The organism is Pseudosulfitobacter sp. DSM 107133, from assembly GCF_022788695.1.
In the GTDB taxonomy this organism is placed as follows: domain Bacteria; phylum Pseudomonadota; class Alphaproteobacteria; order Rhodobacterales; family Rhodobacteraceae; genus Pseudosulfitobacter.
The window spans coordinates 1,349,611-1,369,688 of record NZ_CP085154.1 but is presented as its reverse complement, the minus strand read 5'-3'; the positions used below and the strand labels follow the sequence as shown (position 1 = coordinate 1,369,688).

Annotated in this window: 19 protein-coding genes; 17 read left to right on the top strand and 2 right to left on the bottom strand. The window is 59.4% G+C overall.

Annotated elements, in window-relative coordinates; all coding sequences use genetic code 11:
• Nucleotides 1-38 precede the first annotated feature (38 nt).
• Complete coding sequence (gene coxB / locus DSM107133_RS06785; protein ID WP_114294089.1) at nucleotides 39-938, bottom strand: cytochrome c oxidase subunit II; 900 nt, start codon at nucleotides 936-938, stop codon at nucleotides 39-41.
• Between the two features lie 172 nt (nucleotides 939-1,110).
• Between coxB and tldD the strand changes: the two genes are divergently transcribed.
• From tldD to DSM107133_RS06760, 5 genes are all read left to right on the top strand, one after another.
• Complete coding sequence (gene tldD / locus DSM107133_RS06780) at nucleotides 1,111-2,532, top strand: metalloprotease TldD (RefSeq protein ID WP_114294090.1); 1,422 nt, start codon at nucleotides 1,111-1,113, stop codon at nucleotides 2,530-2,532.
• 107 nt (nucleotides 2,533-2,639) lie between these two features.
• Entirely contained in the window at nucleotides 2,640-3,800 is a 1,161-nt protein-coding gene (gene dprA / locus DSM107133_RS06775; RefSeq protein ID WP_114294091.1) for a DNA-processing protein DprA, read from the top strand.
• 110 nt (nucleotides 3,801-3,910) lie between these two features.
• A complete protein-coding gene (gene topA / locus DSM107133_RS06770) occupies nucleotides 3,911-6,565 on the top strand; it encodes a type I DNA topoisomerase (RefSeq protein ID WP_114294092.1) in 2,655 nt (884 codons plus the stop codon).
• Nucleotides 6,566-6,706: 141 nt separating this feature from the next.
• Nucleotides 6,707-7,411 (top strand): CoA transferase subunit A, encoded by a 705-nt coding sequence (locus DSM107133_RS06765; protein ID WP_114294093.1) that lies wholly within the window; start codon nucleotides 6,707-6,709, stop codon nucleotides 7,409-7,411.
• Complete coding sequence (locus DSM107133_RS06760) at nucleotides 7,411-8,034, top strand: 3-oxoacid CoA-transferase subunit B (RefSeq protein ID WP_114294094.1); 624 nt, start codon at nucleotides 7,411-7,413, stop codon at nucleotides 8,032-8,034. Before DSM107133_RS06765 ends, DSM107133_RS06760 begins: the two co-directional genes overlap by 1 nt.
• 65 nt (nucleotides 8,035-8,099) lie before the next feature.
• Here the strand turns inward: DSM107133_RS06760 and DSM107133_RS06755 are convergent, their stop codons facing one another.
• Nucleotides 8,100-8,906: a lytic transglycosylase domain-containing protein gene (locus DSM107133_RS06755; protein ID WP_114294095.1), complete on the bottom strand. Its 807-nt coding sequence runs from the start codon at nucleotides 8,904-8,906 to the stop codon at nucleotides 8,100-8,102.
• A gap of 412 nt (nucleotides 8,907-9,318) precedes the next feature.
• Here DSM107133_RS06755 and DSM107133_RS06750 point away from each other — a divergent pair, with 412 nt between their 5' ends.
• From DSM107133_RS06750 to DSM107133_RS06695, 12 genes are all read left to right on the top strand, one after another.
• On the top strand, nucleotides 9,319-9,465 hold the full coding sequence (locus tag DSM107133_RS06750) for a hypothetical protein (RefSeq protein ID WP_347568683.1): 147 nt from the start codon (nucleotides 9,319-9,321) through the stop codon (nucleotides 9,463-9,465).
• 115 nt (nucleotides 9,466-9,580) lie between these two features.
• On the top strand, nucleotides 9,581-9,757 hold the full coding sequence (locus DSM107133_RS06745) for a hypothetical protein (RefSeq protein WP_205387843.1): 177 nt from the start codon (nucleotides 9,581-9,583) through the stop codon (nucleotides 9,755-9,757).
• A 217-nt stretch (nucleotides 9,758-9,974) separates the two neighbouring features.
• Nucleotides 9,975-10,832: a Flp pilus assembly protein CpaB gene (cpaB, locus tag DSM107133_RS06740; RefSeq protein ID WP_114294098.1), complete on the top strand. Its 858-nt coding sequence runs from the start codon at nucleotides 9,975-9,977 to the stop codon at nucleotides 10,830-10,832.
• Between the two features lie 203 nt (nucleotides 10,833-11,035).
• On the top strand, nucleotides 11,036-12,469 hold the full coding sequence (locus DSM107133_RS06735; RefSeq protein ID WP_114294099.1) for a type II and III secretion system protein family protein: 1,434 nt from the start codon (nucleotides 11,036-11,038) through the stop codon (nucleotides 12,467-12,469).
• Nucleotides 12,470-12,473: 4 nt separating this feature from the next.
• On the top strand, nucleotides 12,474-13,151 hold the full coding sequence (locus tag DSM107133_RS06730; protein WP_114294100.1) for an OmpA family protein: 678 nt from the start codon (nucleotides 12,474-12,476) through the stop codon (nucleotides 13,149-13,151).
• Nucleotides 13,152-13,356: 205 nt separating this feature from the next.
• The gene (locus tag DSM107133_RS06725; protein ID WP_114294101.1) at nucleotides 13,357-14,598 is read left to right on the top strand and encodes an AAA family ATPase; all 1,242 of its coding nucleotides are present in this window, start codon (nucleotides 13,357-13,359) and stop codon (nucleotides 14,596-14,598) included.
• Between the two features lie 20 nt (nucleotides 14,599-14,618).
• Nucleotides 14,619-16,067, top strand: coding sequence for a CpaF family protein (locus DSM107133_RS06720; protein WP_114294102.1), 1,449 nt, complete (start codon nucleotides 14,619-14,621; stop codon nucleotides 16,065-16,067).
• A gap of 11 nt (nucleotides 16,068-16,078) precedes the next feature.
• Nucleotides 16,079-17,041 carry a type II secretion system F family protein gene (locus DSM107133_RS06715; RefSeq protein WP_114294103.1) on the top strand — a complete coding sequence of 321 codons (963 nt, stop codon included), beginning with the start codon at nucleotides 16,079-16,081 and terminating at the stop codon, nucleotides 17,039-17,041.
• Between the two features lie 12 nt (nucleotides 17,042-17,053).
• On the top strand, nucleotides 17,054-18,031 hold the full coding sequence (locus DSM107133_RS06710) for a type II secretion system F family protein (RefSeq protein ID WP_240310570.1): 978 nt from the start codon (nucleotides 17,054-17,056) through the stop codon (nucleotides 18,029-18,031).
• 4 nt (nucleotides 18,032-18,035) lie between these two features.
• Entirely contained in the window at nucleotides 18,036-18,605 is a 570-nt protein-coding gene (locus DSM107133_RS06705) for a tetratricopeptide repeat protein (protein WP_114294104.1), read from the top strand.
• A gap of 27 nt (nucleotides 18,606-18,632) precedes the next feature.
• A complete protein-coding gene (locus DSM107133_RS06700) occupies nucleotides 18,633-19,496 on the top strand; it encodes a tetratricopeptide repeat protein (protein WP_114294105.1) in 864 nt (287 codons plus the stop codon).
• 5 nt (nucleotides 19,497-19,501) lie between these two features.
• Entirely contained in the window at nucleotides 19,502-19,996 is a 495-nt protein-coding gene (locus DSM107133_RS06695; RefSeq protein ID WP_114294106.1) for a prepilin peptidase, read from the top strand.
• The last annotated feature ends 82 nt before the right edge of the window (nucleotides 19,997-20,078 follow it).

The window sequence follows — 20,078 nt, the reverse complement described above, 5'->3', positions numbered from 1 at the left end:
ATCAGGAAAGGCGGGGGAACAGCCCCCGCCCTGTTGGCTTACTTCGAAGCGATCTGGAAGCTTTGCGGCATGGGCAGGCTTGCGAATTCTTCGCGGGCCTTTTCCAGCCATGCAGCGTAGGCTTCTTCGGACACAACCTTGACGGTGATCGGCATGTAGGCGTGGTTGATGCCGCACAGCTCGGAACACTGGCCAAAATAGATACCTTCACGCTCGGCCTTGAACCACAGTTCGGCCAGACGTCCGGGCACACCATCCTGTTTGACACCGAATGCGGGCATCGCCCAGGAATGGATCACGTCGGCGCCGGTGACCTGCATCACCACGATCTTGCCCACAGGCACGACAACCGCATTGTCGGTGGCCAGCAGGAATTCATCCTTGGAATAGCCCGCGGCGATCAGCTGCTGCTCGACCTCTGGGGTCATCATGTTCTGACCGCCGGTTGCCGGCGCACCAATCATATAGCTAGAGAATTCAATGCCTTCGTCCACATAGGAGTAGTCCCAGTACCATTGGTAACCGGTCACCTTGATGGTCACTTCGGCGTCGGGGATTTCCTGCTGTTTGAACAGGATCGGCAGCGAGAACGCCCCGATGAACACCAGAATCACAATCGGAATCACGGTCCATGCGATTTCAATCGGGGTGTTGTGTGTGAAACTCGCAGGCTTCGGGTTGCGGCGCGCATTATAGCGGATGCCGACCCAAACCAGCAGGCCGATCACGAACAGGGAAATCGCCGTGATGATGACCAGCAGCATATGGTCCAGCCACTGCAAATCACGTGCCAGTTCGGTTACGGCGGGCTGAAAGCCCATAACGCCGTCGCGCGGGGCGCCAACGATTTCAAGGTTGTCCTGCGCCATCGCTGGCAGTGCGGCTGAGGCGGCAAAAAGGCCGGAAACAAGGCCCTTAATCGAGAAATGCTTGGTCATGTATCGTCCTGATCTTGTGATCGCTGTTGGGCGCGGGGAATAGACAAAGCAGCTTACGCTTTCGCCTCCCGTTGTATTACCCGCGCTTACAATCATATTCTACCCTCAAGATAAAGCCATTCTTACCGCGTCAAAGAGACGCCTCACTCGAAAAATTCAGGATCAGCCCCCAATGACCGATGCCCCCTTCGCCCCGTTCGACACCCTTTTGGACCGTGACGAAGCACTTCAGGTGCTGCGCGCGGCCACCGACGGGGCCGACGACGGGGAACTTTTCCTGGAACGCCGCCGGTCCGAGGCGATGGTGTTTGACGACGGGCGCCTTAAAACCGCCAGCTATGATGCCTCGGAAGGGTTCGGCCTGCGCGCGGTGCGCGGCGAAGTGGCCGGATATGCCCATTCTACCGAGCTTTCCATAGCCGCCCTGAAGCGTGCAAGCGAAACCGCGCGGCTGGCTGTTGGCGACGGGGGCGGCACATGGGCCGATGCGCCGCAGGCCACAAACACCCGTCTGTATACAGACGAAGACCCCATAGCAGGTGCAAGTTTTCCGGTGAAACTGGACACCCTGCGCGAGATCGACGCATTCACCCGCGCTTTGGACAGCCGCGTAGTGCAGGTTTCGGCAACCATTGCCGCGTCTTTGCAAGAGGTTGAAATCTTGCGTCCCGAAGGCGGATCGGTGCGCGACGTGCGCCCGATGACCCGTGTGAATGTGTCGGTGATTGTCGAACAGGCCGGCCGGCGCGAATCGGGCAGCGCGGGCGGCGGCGGGCGTGTGGGCCTTGATGGCCTGCTGGACCCCGCCGACTGGCAGGCCAAGGCCCGCGAGGCCTTGCGGGTGGCTGTGGTCAATCTGGATGCGATTCCCGCCCCTGCGGGCGTGATGGACGTGGTGCTTGGCCCCGGCTGGCCGGGCATTCTGCTGCACGAAGCGATTGGCCACGGGCTTGAGGGGGATTTCAACCGCAAGGGGTCCTCTGCCTTTGCCGGATTGATGGGACAGCGCATTGCTGCCCCGGGCGTGACCGTGCTGGACGACGGCACCATCCCCGACCGGCGCGGGTCGATCAGTGTCGACGACGAAGGCACCCCAAGCGCGCGCAATGTGCTGATCGAGGACGGCGTGCTGGTGGGCTATATGCAAGACCGCCAGAACGCGCGGCTGATGGGCGTCGCCCCCACCGGAAACGGGCGGCGCGAAAGCTACGCCCACACCCCGATGCCGCGCATGACCAACACCTATATGCTGGGTGGCACTGTCGCGCCGGGTGACATCGTGGCCGACCTGAAAGACGGCATTTACGCTGTTGGCTTTGGCGGCGGTCAGGTGGACATCACCAACGGCAAATTCGTGTTTTCCTGCACCGAGGCCTATCGCGTTCAGAACGGTGTGGTCGGGGCACCGGTCAAAGGCGCAACCCTGATCGGCGACGGCGCCACGGCGCTGCAAAAGATTCGCGCCATCGGCAACGATCCGACGCTTGATCCCGGCATGGGCAACTGCGGCAAGGCGGGGCAATGGGTGCCCGTGGGCGTGGGCCAGCCGACGTTGATGATCGGCGGTCTGACGGTGGGCGGCAGCGGCGGCTGAGGAAAGGGCCAATTCATTTGATAGTTTCTGTCGAAAGAAGGCTGATTCTTTCACTGGTTGTTAACCTCGACCCTGCATAACACTTGCAGCAACAGGCGGAGAGACGGATGACAGATCGAGGATTAAGTCCTTCTTCCATTCACCCCCCACTCCCACCCACCCCGGAAGACGATTGGTTTCTTCGTCTCCGCCTGTTGCGATCTCGCCGGGTCGGTATCTCGACGTTCAACAGATTGCTGATCGAACATGGCACAGCGCAAAATGCGCTTGATGCGTTGCCGGAACTGGCGCGCGCTGCTGGTGTGGAAAACTACACCCCTTGCCCCGTTGCCGTCATCGAGGCCGAGCTGAAAGCCGGCCAGACGGCCGGGGCAACTCTGATTTCCCAGACCGCACCGCACTATCCCGCTGCGCTGCGCGATCTGGCCGACGCGCCCCCGTTTCTGTGGGCCATTGGCGACCTTGCCGTGCTGGAACGCCCGATGATTTCGATTGTGGGCGCGCGCAATGCCTCCAGCCTTGGTTCCCGCATGGCCAAATCGCTGGCGCGCGAACTTGCGACGGCGGGCCATGTGATCGTCTCGGGCCTTGCGCGCGGCATCGACGCCGCAGCGCATACCGCCGCGCTGGACACCGGCACCGTGGCCGTACAGGCGGGCGGTGTCGACATGATATATCCGGCGGAAAACACCGAATTGGCGCTGGCAATTCCCGAACACGGGTTGCGGTTGTCGGAGCAGCCCATGGGCCTGCAACCGATGGCGCGCCACTTTCCGCCGCGCAACCGCATCGTCTCGGGGCTGAGCCGCGCCACGATTGTGGTCGAGGCTGCGGCAAAGTCCGGCAGCCTGATCACCGCCCGCGACGCGCTGGATCAGGGCCGCGAGGTGCTGGCCGTGCCCGGAAGCCCGCTGGACGCCCGCGCCTCTGGCTGCAACATGCTGATCCGCGACGGGGCCACGTTGATCCGCAATGCCGCAGATGTGATCGAGGCGCTGGCTCCGTTGGCGCCGCGCGCACCTGCCCTGCCGATGGACCTGCCGCACACACCACCGCCAAAGCCGGTCCGCGACCGGCGCACTTTGCGCGAAACCGCCGCCCTGCACAGCCAGATCCTGAACCGTCTGGGCCCTTCCCCGCTGGCCGAGGACCAGTTGATACGCGACATCGCGGCAGCCCCTTCCGATGTAGCCCCGGTTTTGCTGGAACTGGAACTGGACGGACACATCGAACGCAGCCCCGGCGGCCTGCTGACACGCCCCAATTAAGGACCTCGACGGGGGCCTGATACGATGGCGTGTTGACATTCAATGCTTGCACCCCACATCTAGCGCCGCCATAGACGCGCAAGTTTTACTGTCCCCGAGGTGCATCATTTATGCCAGTCGTCGTCGTCGAATCTCCGGCCAAGGCCAAGACAATCAACAAATATCTGGGTGACAATTACACCGTGCTGGCTTCTTACGGCCATGTGCGGGACTTGCCCCCGAAAGACGGTTCGGTCGACACCGAACATGATTTCGAGATGCTTTGGGAGATTGGCAGCGACAGCAAAAAGCATGTCAAAGCCATCGCAGACGCCCTGAAAAACGACAACGAACTGATCCTCGCAACCGACCCCGACCGCGAGGGCGAGGCGATCAGCTGGCACCTGCAAGAGGCGCTGACCAAGCGCAAGTCGATCACCAAAAGCACCCCCGTTTCGCGGGTGGTGTTCAACGCGATCACAAAAACCGCCGTCACAGAGGCGATGAAGAATCCCCGTCAGGTCGACATGCCACTGGTCGAGGCCTACCTCGCCCGCCGCGCGCTGGACTATCTGGTGGGCTTCAACCTGTCCCCCGTCCTGTGGCGCAAATTGCCCGGCGCGAAATCGGCAGGGCGCGTGCAATCGGTCTGTCTGCGCCTGATCACCGAACGCGAGATGGAAATCGAAGCCTTCCGTGCCCGCGAATACTGGTCGGTCAAGGCATTGCTGGCGACCCCGCGCGGACAGGAATTCGAGGCGCGGCTGACCACCTTGGCCGGCAAGAAGCTGGACCGTTACGACATTGAAAACGGCACACAGGCCGAAATGGCCGTGCAGGCGATCAGCAGCCGCGACCTGAAGGTCCAGTCGGTCGAGGCCAAGCCTGCCAACCGCAACCCCTCCGCCCCGTTCATGACATCGACCCTGCAACAGGAAGCCAGCCGCAAGTTCGGCATGGGCGCGCGCCAGACCATGAGCGCGGCACAGCGTCTGTATGAGGCGGGCTATATCACCTATATGCGGACCGACGGCATCGACATGGCCCCCGAAGCGGTGCAGATGGCGCGCGACGCCATCAAGGACCGTTACGGCGCCGAATACGTCCCCGGCACCCCGCGCGTTTACAAGAACAAGGCAAAGAACGCGCAGGAAGCGCACGAATGTATCCGCCCGACCGAGATGACGCAGGACGTGGATGCGCTGAAAATCAGCGATGGCGACCAGCGCAAGCTGTATGATCTGATCTGGAAACGCACGCTGGCCTGCCAGATGGAAAGCGCGCGTCTGGAACGCACCACCGTCGACGTGGGCAGCCAGGACGGTCAGGTCATCCTGCGCGCCACGGGTCAGGTCGTGTTGTTTGACGGCTTCCTCAAGGTCTATGAAGAAGGCCGCGACGACGATGTCACCGATGACGACGACAAGCGCCTGCCGCAGATCAGCGAAGGCGACAAGATGGACAAGCGTGCCGTCACGCCCGAACAGCATTTCACCCAGCCCCCGCCCCGCTACACCGAGGCGACGCTGGTCAAACGGATGGAAGAGCTGGGCATCGGCCGCCCTTCGACCTACGCGAGCATTGTCACCACGATTCAAGACCGCGAATATGTGCGCAAGGACAAGAACCGCCTGATCCCCGAGGACAAGGGGCGGCTGGTGATTGCCTTCCTTGAAAACTATTTCCGCAAATATGTGGGCTATGATTTCACCGCCTCGCTTGAAGAAGAGCTGGATGATGTCAGCGCAGGGGATCGCGATTACAAATCGGTTCTGGCGACCTTCTGGCGTGATTTTTCGGCCGCCGTGGCTGAAACATCCGATTTGCGGATCACCGAGGTTCTGGAAAAGATCAACGAGGTGCTGGAACCGCACCTGTTCCCCCCCACCGAGGACGGCACCGATCCACGCCTGTGCCCCAACTGCGGCAATGGTCGCCTTTCGATGCGCACCGCCCGTTCGGGGGGCGCTTTTATCGGGTGTTCCAACTATCCCGAATGCCGCTACACCCGCGCCTTCGGCCCTCCGGGTGCCGAAGATACCGGTGGCATCCCGCCTGAAGGCAAGATGCTGGGCGAGGACGAAGGCGACAAGATTTACGCGTTCAAGGGCCGCTTTGGCCCCTATGTGCAACGCGGCGAGGTCACTGACGACAACAAGAAACCGCCACGCCAGTCGATCCCCAAGGATTGGCCGCCCGCCGATGTCGATCTGGCGCAGGCGCTGCAATTGCTGTCGCTGCCCCGTCTGGTCGGCCCGCACCCCGAGGATGGGGTCAGCGTCTGGGCCAATATCGGGCGCTATGGTCCCTATCTGAAACACGCCGAAAGCACCTCGGAACGCGGCGGCACCAATGCCAACCTTGAAGGCATCGACGAGGTCTGGACCGTCGGCATGAACCGTGCGGTGCAGCTTCTAGCGGAAAAAGTCGCCTCGCGCGGGGGGCGCGGTGTGGCTGCCAAGCCGATCCGCGAACTGGGCGAACACCCCGATCAGGGCGGCCCTGTGAACATCATGAAGGGCAAGTATGGCCCCTATGTGAAATGGGAAAAGGTCAACGCGACCATTCCCAAAGAGGTCGAGCCCGACGATCTGACAATGGATGCCGCGGTTTTGCTGATCGAGGAAAAGCTGGCCAAGTCTCCCGCCAAACGCAAAGCCGCCCCCAAGAAAAAGCCCGCAGCAAAGAAACCGGCTGCCAAAAAGCCTGCCGCTAAGAAACCGGCGGCAAAAAAACCTGCGGCCAAGAAAGCGACCACGACAAAGGCCGCTTCGGGCGAAACCTGACACGCTCACCGCCACCTGCGCACATTATGCGACTGGTGGCGGTAACATCCCCTCCTGGCTTCGCCTAAGCCCCTGCGTCATGTTGACACCGGGGCGACGCAGGGTCAGAACTTCTCGGAACACTGACACAAGGGGATATTCATGAATAAGATTTATGGTTCTGCTGCCGAGGCGCTGGATGGCGTTCTATCGGATGGCATGTTGATCGCTGCAGGGGGCTTTGGCCTGTGCGGCATCCCCGAACTGCTGTTGCAAGCCATCAAAGAGGCCGGCACCAAGAATCTGACCTTTGCGTCGAACAACGCAGGCGTGGATGATTTCGGTATCGGCATTCTGCTGCAAACCAAGCAGGTCAAGAAAATGATCTCGTCCTATGTGGGCGAAAACGCCGAATTCATGCGTCAGTACCTAAGCGGCGAGCTTGAGCTGGAATTCAACCCCCAGGGCACACTGGCCGAGCGGATGCGCGCAGGCGGCTCCGGCATCCCCGGTTTCTATACCAAGACCGGCGTCGGCACCCAGATTGCCGAGGGCAAGGAGGTGAAGAATTTCGACGGTCAGGATTACATCCTTGAACGCGGCATTGTGGCTGATCTTTCGGTCGTGAAAGCGTGGAAAGCCGACGACACCGGCAACCTTGTGTTCCGCAAGACCGCGCGCAACTTTAACCCGCCTGCCGCCATGTGCGGCAAAGTCTGCATTGCCGAAGTCGAGGAAATCGTGCCGCGCGGGTCGCTGGACCCCGACAGCATCCACCTGCCCGGCATCTATGTGCACCGCATCATTCAGGGCGAACACGAAAAGCGCATCGAACAACGCACCACCCGTCCGCAGGAGGAAAAGTAATGCCTTGGGATCGTAACCAGATGGCCGCCCGCGCGGCACAGGAGCTTGAAGACGGCATGTATGTGAACCTGGGCATCGGCATTCCGACGCTGGTGGCCAACTATGTCGGTGACAAGGACATTACCCTGCAATCGGAAAACGGGATGCTGGGCATGGGCCCCTTCCCTTTCGAAGGTGAAGAAGACGCCGATCTGATCAACGCAGGCAAGCAAACCATCACCGAACTGTCGCGCACCGCCTATTTCGACAGTGCCACCAGCTTTGGCATGATCCGCGGCGGCAAGATTGCAGCGGCCATTCTGGGCGCCATGGAAGTGGCCGAGAACGGCGATCTGGCAAACTGGATGATTCCGGGCAAGCTGGTCAAGGGCATGGGCGGCGCGATGGATCTGGTCGCGGGCGTGGGCCGCGTGGTTGTGGTCATGGATCACCAGAACAAGGCCGGGGAGTCCAAGGTGTTGAAATCCTGCACCCTGCCGCTGACCGGCAAAGCCGTGGTAGATCGCATCATCACCAATCTGGGTGTTCTTGATGTTGTCGAGGGTGGCTTGAAAATCGTGGAATGCGCCGATGGCGTCACCGAGGAAGAGCTGCGCGCGGCGACCGAAGCCACCATCGTCTGAGACTGCGCTGTATAATATAGTATAGGGGGCCTGCGTGGCCCCCTTTTGCATTCTGCTGCGGCGTCTTAGTTCATCGCGGCAAAAACACAGCCGTCACTGATCAGTTGCGGCGGCGTCAGACACAGGCCGCGCGCCACCTGAAACGCCGCCAGCACCTTGGGCACATAGTCGCGGGTTTCAGCAAAGGGCGGCACGCCCGCATGGGTCTGCACCGATCCCTCGCCCGCGTTGTATCCGGCCAGGACCAGAATCGGATCGTGATCGAATTTGCCCATCAGCCAGTCCAGATATTGAACCCCGCCGCGAATGTTGTCGGCGGCGACCAGACTGTCGGTCACACCAAAGCGCGCGGCGGTGTCGGGCATCAGCTGCATCAGCCCCTGCGCCCCTGCACGGCTGACCGCATCGGGTTTACCTGCGCTTTCCACCGTCATCACGGCCAGCACCAGTGCGGGCGACACCCGCGTGCCGATGGTCGATTTCAAAATCTCGACGCCCTGCGCCTGCGCAATGCTCTGCATCTGCTGCAACCGGGGGGCTGCCACAGCACCGGTGCTGATGGCCGCCATGGCTTCTTCCAGTCGTCCCGGCCCTGCCTGCGCCAGATCGGGAGAGACCTTGTCCCAGAACCAGCCATAGGCGCCTTTGGCGGCCTGAGGTGCTTTTTCGGTGCCAGCGGTCGAATCAGAGGGTTTGGGAGCTGCAACCGCCACTTCCGCCGGGTCGATCTGGATTGTGATTCTCTTTTTCACCCCCGGTTTGGGCGGTTTTACCCGCTTTGCCTGGAAATCAGCGAAGGGTGCGGGTGATTCTGACCATGCCGGCGCACAGAATAACGCGGCCCCCAGCAGGGAAATCACAAAAAATCGCATATCAGCACCTGCTCTTGTGCCCGTAATTGTTGATTATTGCGCTGATCTTCGCAGAAAATCCGGTGCCAAACCAGAATTTCACCCCTCAAACATGGCCAAACCGCCACATTCTGTATGATTTACATCACAGACCACAGCCCGCAAAACTTTTTCTGGTGAAATTACTGATATATTTCATTGTGTTAGCCCATTGTTTCCAATTTCGGCGGCCAAACTTAATATCTCCAATTTCGCGCCCAATTCATGCCCCATTCACACAGCTATATAAGGTCATACCAAGTCGGACACGGGCCAATGAGAGAGAGCGGCCCATCCAGCAAGACAAGGTTGAACATAAAACAAACTGATCCTTTGGAGGGACACTACGATGACAAACTTTTTCAAAAACTTCCGCAAAAACGAAGATGGTGCTGTGACTGTTGACTGGGTTGTGCTGACCGCAGCCGTTGTTGCCCTGGCCGGCGCCGCATACACTTCGATCGAAACCGGTTCGACAGCCCTGACCGCAAGCACATCGACATTCCTGAGCGACCAAGACCCCAGCGGTGGCGGCGAATAAGCTGACCTGATCGTTTAGGTCATAAGATGCGGGGGCCGCGTCCTGCAAGCAGGACGCGGCCCTTTTTCACTCCCGGCAGGGAATGGTTCGGGTTTCAGAGTAAAAGGCAGATATGATGCGCAAGATGATTAACAAAATCCGTTCCGACGAGAACGGTGCCGTAACGGTAGACTGGGTCGTCTTGACAGCAGCGATCGTTGGCTTGGCCGTCGCTTTGATTTTAGCGTTGAAAACCGGAGCCGTTGGCACCTCGGCAGGTGTCGAAGGCTTCCTGACCAACTATGAATTCTAAGCAAACTTCTTATTGTCTGCCTTCGGGCGTCAATTCGACCCTACGCCGCGCCCTTCACCGGATGCGGCGTTTGCGTGTGCCCCGCCAGCTGATTCAAATTGTCACGAGCAAGGCATCCATTGCCCCCGTTTTCGCCACATTGTTGCGATATCACGAACGCCAATCAACCTGACGCGCCCAAAGCCGGGTCGCCCCACATCAAGCAAGAGGAATTCACATGCGTGCTGTATTTGGACTGGTCCTGATCATTGGCATCGCCCTTGCGGGCGGCGCCGTCTATATGGCGAAAAACTACATCGGAGCCTATCAGAACGAACTGGCCCGGGAACGCGCGGCGCGCGCCAAGGTCGTGCCCACGGTCGAGGTCTATGTTGCAAACCGCGCGCTGAAATACGGCGAACCGTTCAGCGCCGATGACGTGCGTTTGGTCAGCTGGCCCGAAAATGCGATCCCCGAGGGCGCCTTTGCCGGCGACACCGCCTTGTGGCCCGAAGGCAAACCCAAAGAGCGCGTGGTTCTGCGCGCCATGGAGAAAGACGAAGCGATCCTGGCCGTCAAAGTCACCGAACCGGGCGAAGAAGCGGGGCTGACCTCGCGGCTGGAACGCGGTATGCGCGCCTTTGCCATCAAGGTCGACGTGGCCAGCGGCGTGTCGGGCTTCTTGCGGCCTGGCGATCGGGTTGACGTATACTGGACAGGTCAGGTGGGTCGCCAGTTGGCATCGACATCCGGTGAAGTCACCAAATTGATCGAAGCCGGTGTAAAACTGATCGCCATCGACCAATCCGCGGCCGGTGATCTGAGCGGTGCCGTAATCGCCCGCACGGTGACGGTTGCAGTCAAACCCGAGCAGGTTGCCGCTCTTGCCCAGGCGCAAACAACGGGCCGTTTGGCACTGGCACTTGTGGGCACCAACGACGACACCGTCGCCGGCGCAATCGAGATCGACCAACGTACCTTGCTGGGCATCGCAGCCGAAGAAGTCGCCGCCGAAGTGAAGGCCAAGGAAGTCTGCACCATCCGCACACGGCGCGGCGCCGAGGTTGTCGAGATTCCGATCCCCTGCACCAACTAGGGTCAAAGACGCACGTTTCCATATACTTACCCAAGGCCGCCCGATTTAGGCGGCCTTGCCGATTCTGGCTCTGTTGCCCTTTGTCCACATAAAGCAAGGGCGCGAAGTCGTTGATTCTTGCATAAAAATGCAAACTGGCGCATGGTTCATAAAATTAAGGGCACCAAGACCCTAACCAGGCGTGATCAAAAGGGCAGGTCACAATGACATTGAATAGATTTATCAAAGCGGCCCTTGTTGGCCTTTCGTTGACGGCTGCACCGTTGGCGGTGACACAGCCTGCACAGGCCGATACATTGCGCGTGGTCAAAAAGGGCACAGCCAGCACGCTGAACGTGCCAATGAACCGCGCGGTGGTTGTCGAAAGCGATATCCCCTTCTCGGAGCTCAGCATTGCCAACCCCGCCATTGCAGACATTTCGTCCCTGTCAGACCGCACCATTTACGTTCTGGGCAAATCTCTCGGCCTGACCACGCTGACGCTGCTGGACGCTTCGGGCCAGTTGATTACAAACGTCGACGTGCGCGTGGCCGCAGACATTTCGGAATTCAAGGAACGTCTGCGCCAGATCCTGCCCGGCGAAAAGATCGAAGTCCGCACCGCCAATGACGGCATCGTGCTGTCGGGCACCGTTTCATCGGCCCAACGGCTGCAACGGGCGCTGGATCTGGCGACACGATACGCCCCCGACCGCGTTTCCAACCTGATGAGCGTCGGCGGCGTACAGCAGGTCATGTTGAAAGTCCGCTTTGCCGAGATGCAGCGGTCGGTTTCCAAATCTCTCAGCTCTTCGCTGGCGCTGAACGGTTCGGCTCTGGGCGGCGATCTGGGGCTGAGCGGCGGCACCGGCACTGTCAATACCTCGGGTGGCGTGACCAGTTCATTGACCGGCAACATCCCGGCCTCCAACTCGAATGCCGGGGCCATTCTGTTTGGGTTCAACGCCGGTTCAACCCAGGTGGGCCTGTTGCTTGAAGCGCTTGAAACAAAAGGCGTCGTGCGCACTTTGGCCGAACCGAACCTTGTTGCCCTTTCCGGGCAAGAGGCGCGCTTTTTGGCCGGTGGTGAATATCCCGTTCCTGTCAACCAGCGCGACGGCGTGATTTCGGTACAGTACAAACCCTTTGGCATCGAATTGAACTTTACCCCCCGTGTGGTGGACAAAGATCTGATCAACCTTGAACTGCAAGCCGCCGTGTCCGCGATTGACCCCACCAACGGGTTCTCGGTGAACGGCTTTGAAATCGACGCCTTTACCCGCCGCGAAACTTCAACCACCGTCGAGATGCGCGATGGCGAAAGCTTTGCGATTGCAGGCCTTTTGCAGGACGATTTCACCGACAACAATTCACAACTGCCCTGGCTGGGCGACGTGCCGGTACTGGGCGCCTTGTTCCGCTCGGCCTCGTATCAGCGCAACCAGACCGAGCTGGTGATTATCATCACCGCCCATCTGGTGTCACCGACGCGTGGCGAAGCACTGGCCCTGCCCACGGACAGGGTTCTTGCGCCGACCGAAAAAGACCTGTTCCTGCATGGCCGCGTGGCCAGCGGAACGCGCGCGCCCAAAAAGGGCGCTGCGGGCGAAGTCGCGAAACAGGATTTCAGCGGCTCTTATGGCTATGTGATGGATTAAGGCGATGCGGGGCCAGAAAATCATGAAAAAACAATTCGTTTCATCTCTGGCTCTCTTGGCCGCCCTCGCCGCTTGCACAACATCAAGCGATCCGGTGTACACCCAGTTTTACCGCGAAGCCGGTTCAACCGTGGACAATGGCAACTTTGGTGAAGCCACCAACAACAACATTGCGATGATGAATGGCGAACGCCAGTACACCGTCAATCTGGCCAACCGTTTTGCTTCCGAAGTCACCTCGACAGTGACCTTCGCGTTCAACAGCGCCCAGCTTGATGCCGACGCACAGGCTGTTTTGCGTCAACAGGCCAACTGGATTCGTCAATTCCCCGAAATCCGGTTCCGCGTCTACGGTCACACCGATGCAGTGGGATCGACGGCCTATAACCGCCGTCTGGGCCTGTCGCGTGCCAATGCCGTCGTCAGATTCCTGACCTCGATGGGCATTTCCCGTTCGCGCCTCGAAGCTGTCGTTTCCTTTGGCGAAACACAGCCGCTGATCGTGACCCAGGGCCGCGAGCGCCGCAACCGTCGTACGGTTACGGAGGTGTCGGGCTTTGTTACCCGCGATCCGCAATTGCTGGACGGCAAATATGCGGAAGTCATCTATCGAGAGTATATCTCGTCTGCCGTCCCCGTCAGCCAGTTGACCGGTGCCACCACGGCTGGGGATGAACAATAAGCAACCGGCTGGCTTATCGTTCCGAGATTCCTAACAATTGGGCCTTTTTGGCCCCATTCCTGCCCAGATTAGCTGCGAATTTACCCTCTATGGGATAACTGTGTTTGGAGCATCGCGCCAGACCCAGTGACGGTGGGATAGAATCAGGCAAAAGGCAACGCCGCTGATCTACCTTCCAACCCTTTGAAAAGAGGATAAATAGGTAATGAGCAGCGTCATGCCACAACCAGAAACGGCCCCAATCGTCGCCTGCACAGTCAGCCGGGACGTCCAGAATTTCGATCTGTTGATCGAAGACATGGAAACCGCTTTGGGCGAAGCCTGGGGAGATCTGGGCTTTGTCGAGGCGCTGGCGTTTTTCGGGCAGCCCGAAGCCGAGGCTCTGGAGTTTATCGCGCTTGCGATGGATCAGGAGGACGAGGAAAACCTCGTGCTGATGACCGAAATCATCACGCAGGCCAAGGCGCGCGATATCAAGGTGATTTTGATCGCCGAGGATATGACCCCCGCATCGCTGCATTCGTTGTTGCGACAGGGCGCTGATGAATTTGTCCCCTATCCGCTGCCCGAGGGCGAATTGAATAACGCCATCGAACGCATTCAAAAACCCGCTGAACCCGAAAAGATCGAAGCCGCGGCCCCGGCCCTGCGCGCCGGAACCAGCAAGGAAGGCGCGGTGATCGTGGTTCACGGCCTTGCCGGCGGCACCGGTGCGACAACCCTGGCCACCAATCTGGCATGGGAACTGGCGATACTGGGCAAAAAGGGAGAAACCCCGCCCAAGGTCTGTCTGCTGGATCTGGATCTGCAATTCGGATCCGTCTCGACCTTTCTGGATCTGGCCCGCCGCGAGGCGGTCTACGAGATGATGTCGGACACCGAACATATGGATGACGAAACTTTTGGTCAGTCCTTGTTGACCTATAACGACAAACTGCACGTTCTGACCGCCCCATCGGACATGTTGCCGCTGGATCTGGTCAGCCCGGATGACATCAGCCGCGTGATCGAAATGGCGCGCAGCCACTTTGACTATGTCGTGGTCGATATGCCGTCGACACTGGTGCAATGGACCGAAACCGTATTGCAGGCGGCCCATGTCTATTTCGCCACAATCGAGCTGGACATGCGGTCGGCACAAAACACCCTGCGGTTCAAACGCGCCCTGCAATCGGAAGAGCTGCCGATTGAAAAGCTGCGCTATGTGCTGAACCGCGCGCCGAAATTCACCGATCTCAGCGGCAAGGGCCGTGTCAAACGCATGGCAGAAAGCCTTGAGGTGGCGATTGAAGTGTCGCTGCCCGAGGGCGGAAAACAGATCACACAAGGCGCGGACCACGGTCTGCCGCTTGCCACATCCGCCCCAAAAAATCCGCTGCGCCGTGAAATCGCCAAATTGGCAGCGTCTATTCATGAAACAAAATCTGATGAGGCCAAACAGGCCTGAGCAGGAACCGGGGGAAGCCCATGTTTTCCAAATACAAGAAGCCCGCAACGATCACACCTGCCGCCGCCAAGACCGCGCCGGTTGCCAAGGTCACCGAGATGCCCAAAACAGCGATCAAGGCTGACCCAAAGCGTGTGTCGCGCCGCTCGAACATGGTGGCAGCGCAGGTTGCTCCGGTCGAGAAAGAGCGCAAGCGCAAGGAACGCATGGGCGAGATCAAGCTTGATCTGCACCGCGCCCTGCTGGACAACCTGAACCTTGCAGCCCTGGACACGGCCAGCGAACAGGACCTGCGTACCGAAATCAGCGCCATCGCGGTCGAATTCCTGCAAGAACGCAGCATCGTTCTGAACCGCGAGGAACGCCAGACTCTCAACCAGGAACTCTATGACGAGGTGAAGGGTCTTGGCCCGCTGGAAACGCTCCTGAAAGACGACAGCGTCAACGATATTCTGGTGAACGGCCCGCAACAGATTTTCGTCGAGCGTGACGGCAAGCTGGAATTGACCGACGTGACGTTCAAGGACGAACGCCACCTGTTGCGCATCATCGACAAGATCGTGTCGGCGGTGGGCCGGCGCGTGGACGAAAGCAACCCCTACGTTGACGCCCGTCTGAAAGACGGTTCGCGGTTCAACGCCATGGTGCCGCCCATTGCGGTCGATGGCTCACTGGTGTCGATCCGTAAATTCAAAAAGGACAAGCTGGGCATCGACGATCTGGTTGATTTCGGCGCCTTCACCGAAGAAATGGCCGCCTATCTTCAGGCCGCTGTGGCGACCCGTCTGAACATCATCGTTTCGGGCGGTACGGGGTCGGGTAAAACCACCACGCTCAACGCCCTGTCTTCGTTTATCGACAACTCTGAACGCATCCTGACCATCGAGGATACCGCGGAATTGCAATTGCAACAGACCCATGTGGGCCGCATGGAAAGCCGCCCTCCCAACGTGGAAGGCAAAGGCGAGGTTTCGCCCCGCGACTGTCTGAAAAACGCCCTGCGGATGCGCCCCGACCGCATCATCGTCGGCGAGACACGCGGCGAAGAGGTTATCGACATGTTGCAGGCCATGAACACCGGCCACGACGGGTCCATGACCACCATCCACGCCAACAGTGCACGGGACGGCGTATCGCGTCTGGAAAACATGATCGCCATGGCGGGTATCGAAATGCCGCTGAAAGCCGTCCGCAGCCAGATTTCGTCGGCTGTAAACCTGATCGTGCAGGCCTCGCGTCTGCAAGACGGTTCGCGCCGCATGACATCGATCACCGAGATCACCGGCATGGAAGGCGATGTCATCTCGATGCAGGAAATATTCCGCTACCAGCGCGTCGGCCTGACACCCGAAAACAAGATCATCGGCCATTTCACCGCAACAGGCGTGCGGTCGCACTATGCCGAGCGTTTCCGGATGTGGGGCTATGACCTGCCTTCGTCCATCTATGAACCCATCGCGGCCCAATAAGGAACGACGACATGAGCGCAGAACCCATTATCTACGGCCTGATCTTTGTCGGCGTCCTTGTGCTGGTCGAGGGGCTTTACCTTGTCGCCTTCGGCAAGTCGATTTCGCTGAACTCGCGCGTCAACCGCCGTCTGGACATGCTGAACAAGGGCGGGCGTCGCGAAGAGGTGCTGGACCAGCTGCGCAAGGAAATGCAGCAGCACATGAACGCCAAGACCATCCCGCTGTATTCGCTTCTGGCGGAAAAGGCGCAAAAGGCGGCGATTGCCTTTACCCCCAAGCAGTTGATCGGGGTGATGGCAGGTCTGGCTGTTGTGGCCTTTTTCGGTCTGACCATCGGCACGGAAACCGAACCGCCCGTGCGTATCCTGCTGTCGATCGTCATCGGCGTTGGCGCCGTGTACTTCTGGGTTTCGACAAAGGCAAACAAACGGCTGTCGATGATCGAAGAGCAATTGCCGGATGCGGTTGAACTGATGGTTCGGTCGCTGCGCGTGGGTCACCCGTTCACCTCGGCCATCCAGATCGTGTCAAAAGAGGTCAAGGACCCGCTGGCATCGGAATTCGGCGTCATTGCCGACGAAAGCGCCTATGGCCGCGATGTGGGCGAGGCGCTCAAGGACATGGCCGAACGTCTGGACATGCAGGATTTGCGCTTTCTGGCTGTGGCAGTGACCATTCAACAGCAATCGGGTGGTAACCTTGCCGAGATCCTCGCCGGTCTGGCCAAGGTGATCCGCGCCCGCTTCCGCCTGTTCCGCCGTGTCAAGGCGATCACCGCCGAGGCAAAATGGTCGGGCAAGTTCCTGTCCGCCTTCCCGCTGCTTTCATTGGTGGCGATCAACGTCAGCGATCCGCATTACTATGACGAAGTCTACGATCACCCCTATTTCATTCCGGCCTGTTTTGTCGTGGGGATTCTTCTGGTTGTGAACCTCTTTGTCATGCGCGCCCTGACCGACATCAAAGTATAAGGAAGCCCCGTTTTGGACACGTTCACACAAATTCAAACTGTCATTACCGACGTACTGGGGCCGCTGGGACCGATCATCATTGCCGGCGTTCTGGGCCTGATGCTGGTCACCATCACCGTGGTGCTGATGCTGCGCCAACCCGAAGACCCGATGTCAAAGCTCAAGCGGCAGATCAAAGCGCCCGGCGGCGATGCCCCGCGTGAAAAGCTGCGTCAGGGCGGGCACAACGAACAGCTTGACCGTTTTGCCAATTTTCTGGAACCCAAGGATGTTGCCGAGCTTAGCAAACGCCAGCTGATGCTGACGCAGGCGGGCTATCAGTCACGCGATGCAGTGCGTATTTTCCACGTTGCGCAATTCGTACTGGGGATCATCGGGCTGATCCTTGGGGTGATCTATGTCACCGTGCTGAACGCCGATGTCGAAATGACCACCAACAAAATGGCAATGTGGACACTGGGGCCAGGCGGCGTGGGTTATTACCTGCCGCAATATTGGGTCACCCGCCGCGTCGAAACCCGCAAAGAGCAGATCACCCGCGGTTTTCCCGATGCGTTGGACATGATGCTGGTCTGCGTCGAAGCCGGTCAGTCGCTGGACCAATCCATTGTCCGCGTGGCCCGCGAATTGCGTGCCTCTTATCCCGATCTGGCCGACGAATTCGACATCGTCGCCTATGAAATGAAAGCGGGCAAGGACAAGGAAACCGTTCTGAACGACATGGGCGAACGCTGCGGCGTACAGGATGTGTCCAGCTTCACCACCGTTCTGGTGCAATCTGCCAGCTTCGGCACCTCGATTGCCGAAGCGTTGCGGGTCTATGCTTCGGAAATGCGGGACAAGCGCGTTATGCGCGCAGAAGAGGCCGCAAACAAGTTGCCAACCAAGATGACCCTTGCCACAATGATGCTGACGGTGCCGCCGCTGCTGATCATTCTGGTCGGACCTTCGGTGCATGGCATCACCCAATTGGGTAAAATGAGCAATTGAACCTATGAATTCAGCCACCAAAGCGGCCCTTGTTGCTGCGGTTCTGGCTTCTGGATTGGCCGCCTGTTCATCAGGCGGCCTTTCGGCATCTTCGGACGGTGTCTATGCCCCCGGTGTCGACACCCGCAAACAGGCGGTCGACGGCGTCGAGGTGGGCCACCGACTGATCGCGGCGGGCGAATTCGAACTGGCAATCAAGGCATTTACCCGCGCCGCGCTCGAAAACGGTATGGATGCAGAGGTTCTTTCGGGACTGGGCACCGCCAACCTGGGACTGGGCCGTTTGGGACAGGCGGAAAACCTGTTGCGCCGCGCTGTGGCCGAACCTGATGCATGGCCAGAAATCTACAACAACCTTGGTGTTGTGCTGATGGAGCGCGGCAAAACCGCCGAAGCGGAGCAGATATTTCGCAAGGCCTACGCGCTGGATGACGGAGAAAGCACACTCATCCGGGACAATCTGCGCTTAGCACTCGCAAAATCGGAAAATTCTGTTACGGTAGAGCCAGAAAATAACAATTATAAATTGGTGCGGCGCGGCAGCAGTGATTACCTGATCCGGCCAGCATCATAATCGAGGCAGCAGTAAAGGACGCAATAAATGCGCCACCCTATCCTTTTTTCCGCCTGTATTGCAGGCGCGATGGTTCTGTCCGCTTGTGAAAAGAAAAGCGGCGATGCCGCTGTGCAACGGGCATTTCAGGACGTCAACGTCGTTGACGAAAGCAACCTGAACGACGTGATGATGACGGTGGCTGACCCGAACGAAGCGGTCAGCTATTTCCAGCGCACCGCCGCTACCGACCCCACCCGCATCGACCTGCAACGCGGGCTGGCCAGTTCGCTGGTGCGCGCCAAACGCACAACCGAAGCCGCCGTGGTCTACGCCAAAGTGGTCAAGATGGAGGGCGCAACCGCGGAGGATCAGGTTGCATACGCCGATGCGCTGATCCGTTCGGGCGACTGGGCCAAGGCGGAAAAGGTGCTGGACGCGGTGCCCCCCACCCACGAGACCTTCAAACGCTACCGGCTCGAGGCAATGGTGGCCGACAGCAATCAGGAATGGAAAAAGGCCGACAGTTTCTATGAAATTGCGGTGGGCCTGACCACACAGCCAGCCGGTGTGATGAACAACTGGGGCTATTCCAAGCTGACGCGCGGCGATTATTCCGAAGCCGAACGTCTGTTCGGTGATGCCATCCGCCAGGACCCTGCGCTGTTCACCGCCAAGAACAACATGATCCTGGCGCGCGGCGCGCAACGCGATTACACCCTGCCCGTCATTCCCATGGATCAGACCGAGCGTGCGCAGTTGCTGCACACGCTGGCCCTCTCCGCGATCAAACAAGGTGACATCGAAACCGGCAAAAGCCTGTTGCGCGACGCCATCGAAACCCACCCCCAGCATTTCGAAGCAGCAGTGCGCTCGTTGCAGGCGTTGGAAAACAACGCCACCAGCGGGTAACCCACATGGCAATCTCGGCCTGGTCCGCGTGGTGGTTTCTGCCCTTTGTCCTGCCCCTGTGCCTCTATGTGGCCTTTACCGACCTGCGCGAAATGCGCATTACCAATCAGGCCGTGGTCGCACTGGTTGTTGTGTTCCTGCTGGTCGGGCTGGTTGCCCTGCCCTTCGATCAATACCTGTGGCGCCTGGCACAGCTGGGCATCGTCCTGCTGGTCACGATGGTGCTGAATGCAGCCGGTGTGATGGGGGCCGGAGATTCAAAGTTCATCGCTGCCGCGGCACCCTTTGTCGCCGCTGGCGATGCACAGATGCTGATCCTGCTGTACACAGCGACACTGCTGGCCGCATTCGCCACACACAGGCTGGCAAAACACAGCCCCCTGCACCGCGTCGCCCCCCATTGGATCAGCTGGAGCCAGGGCAAGAAATTCCCGATGGGCTTCCCGCTTGGCTTCACCCTGGCCGCTTATCTGGGCTTTGGCGCGGTTCTTGGCAGCTAGTGTCGCAGACTGTCCACGACTTTAATTCTATCGCCATATTATTGGCCCAAAGACACTTTATTGCAGATCCCAGCATATGACA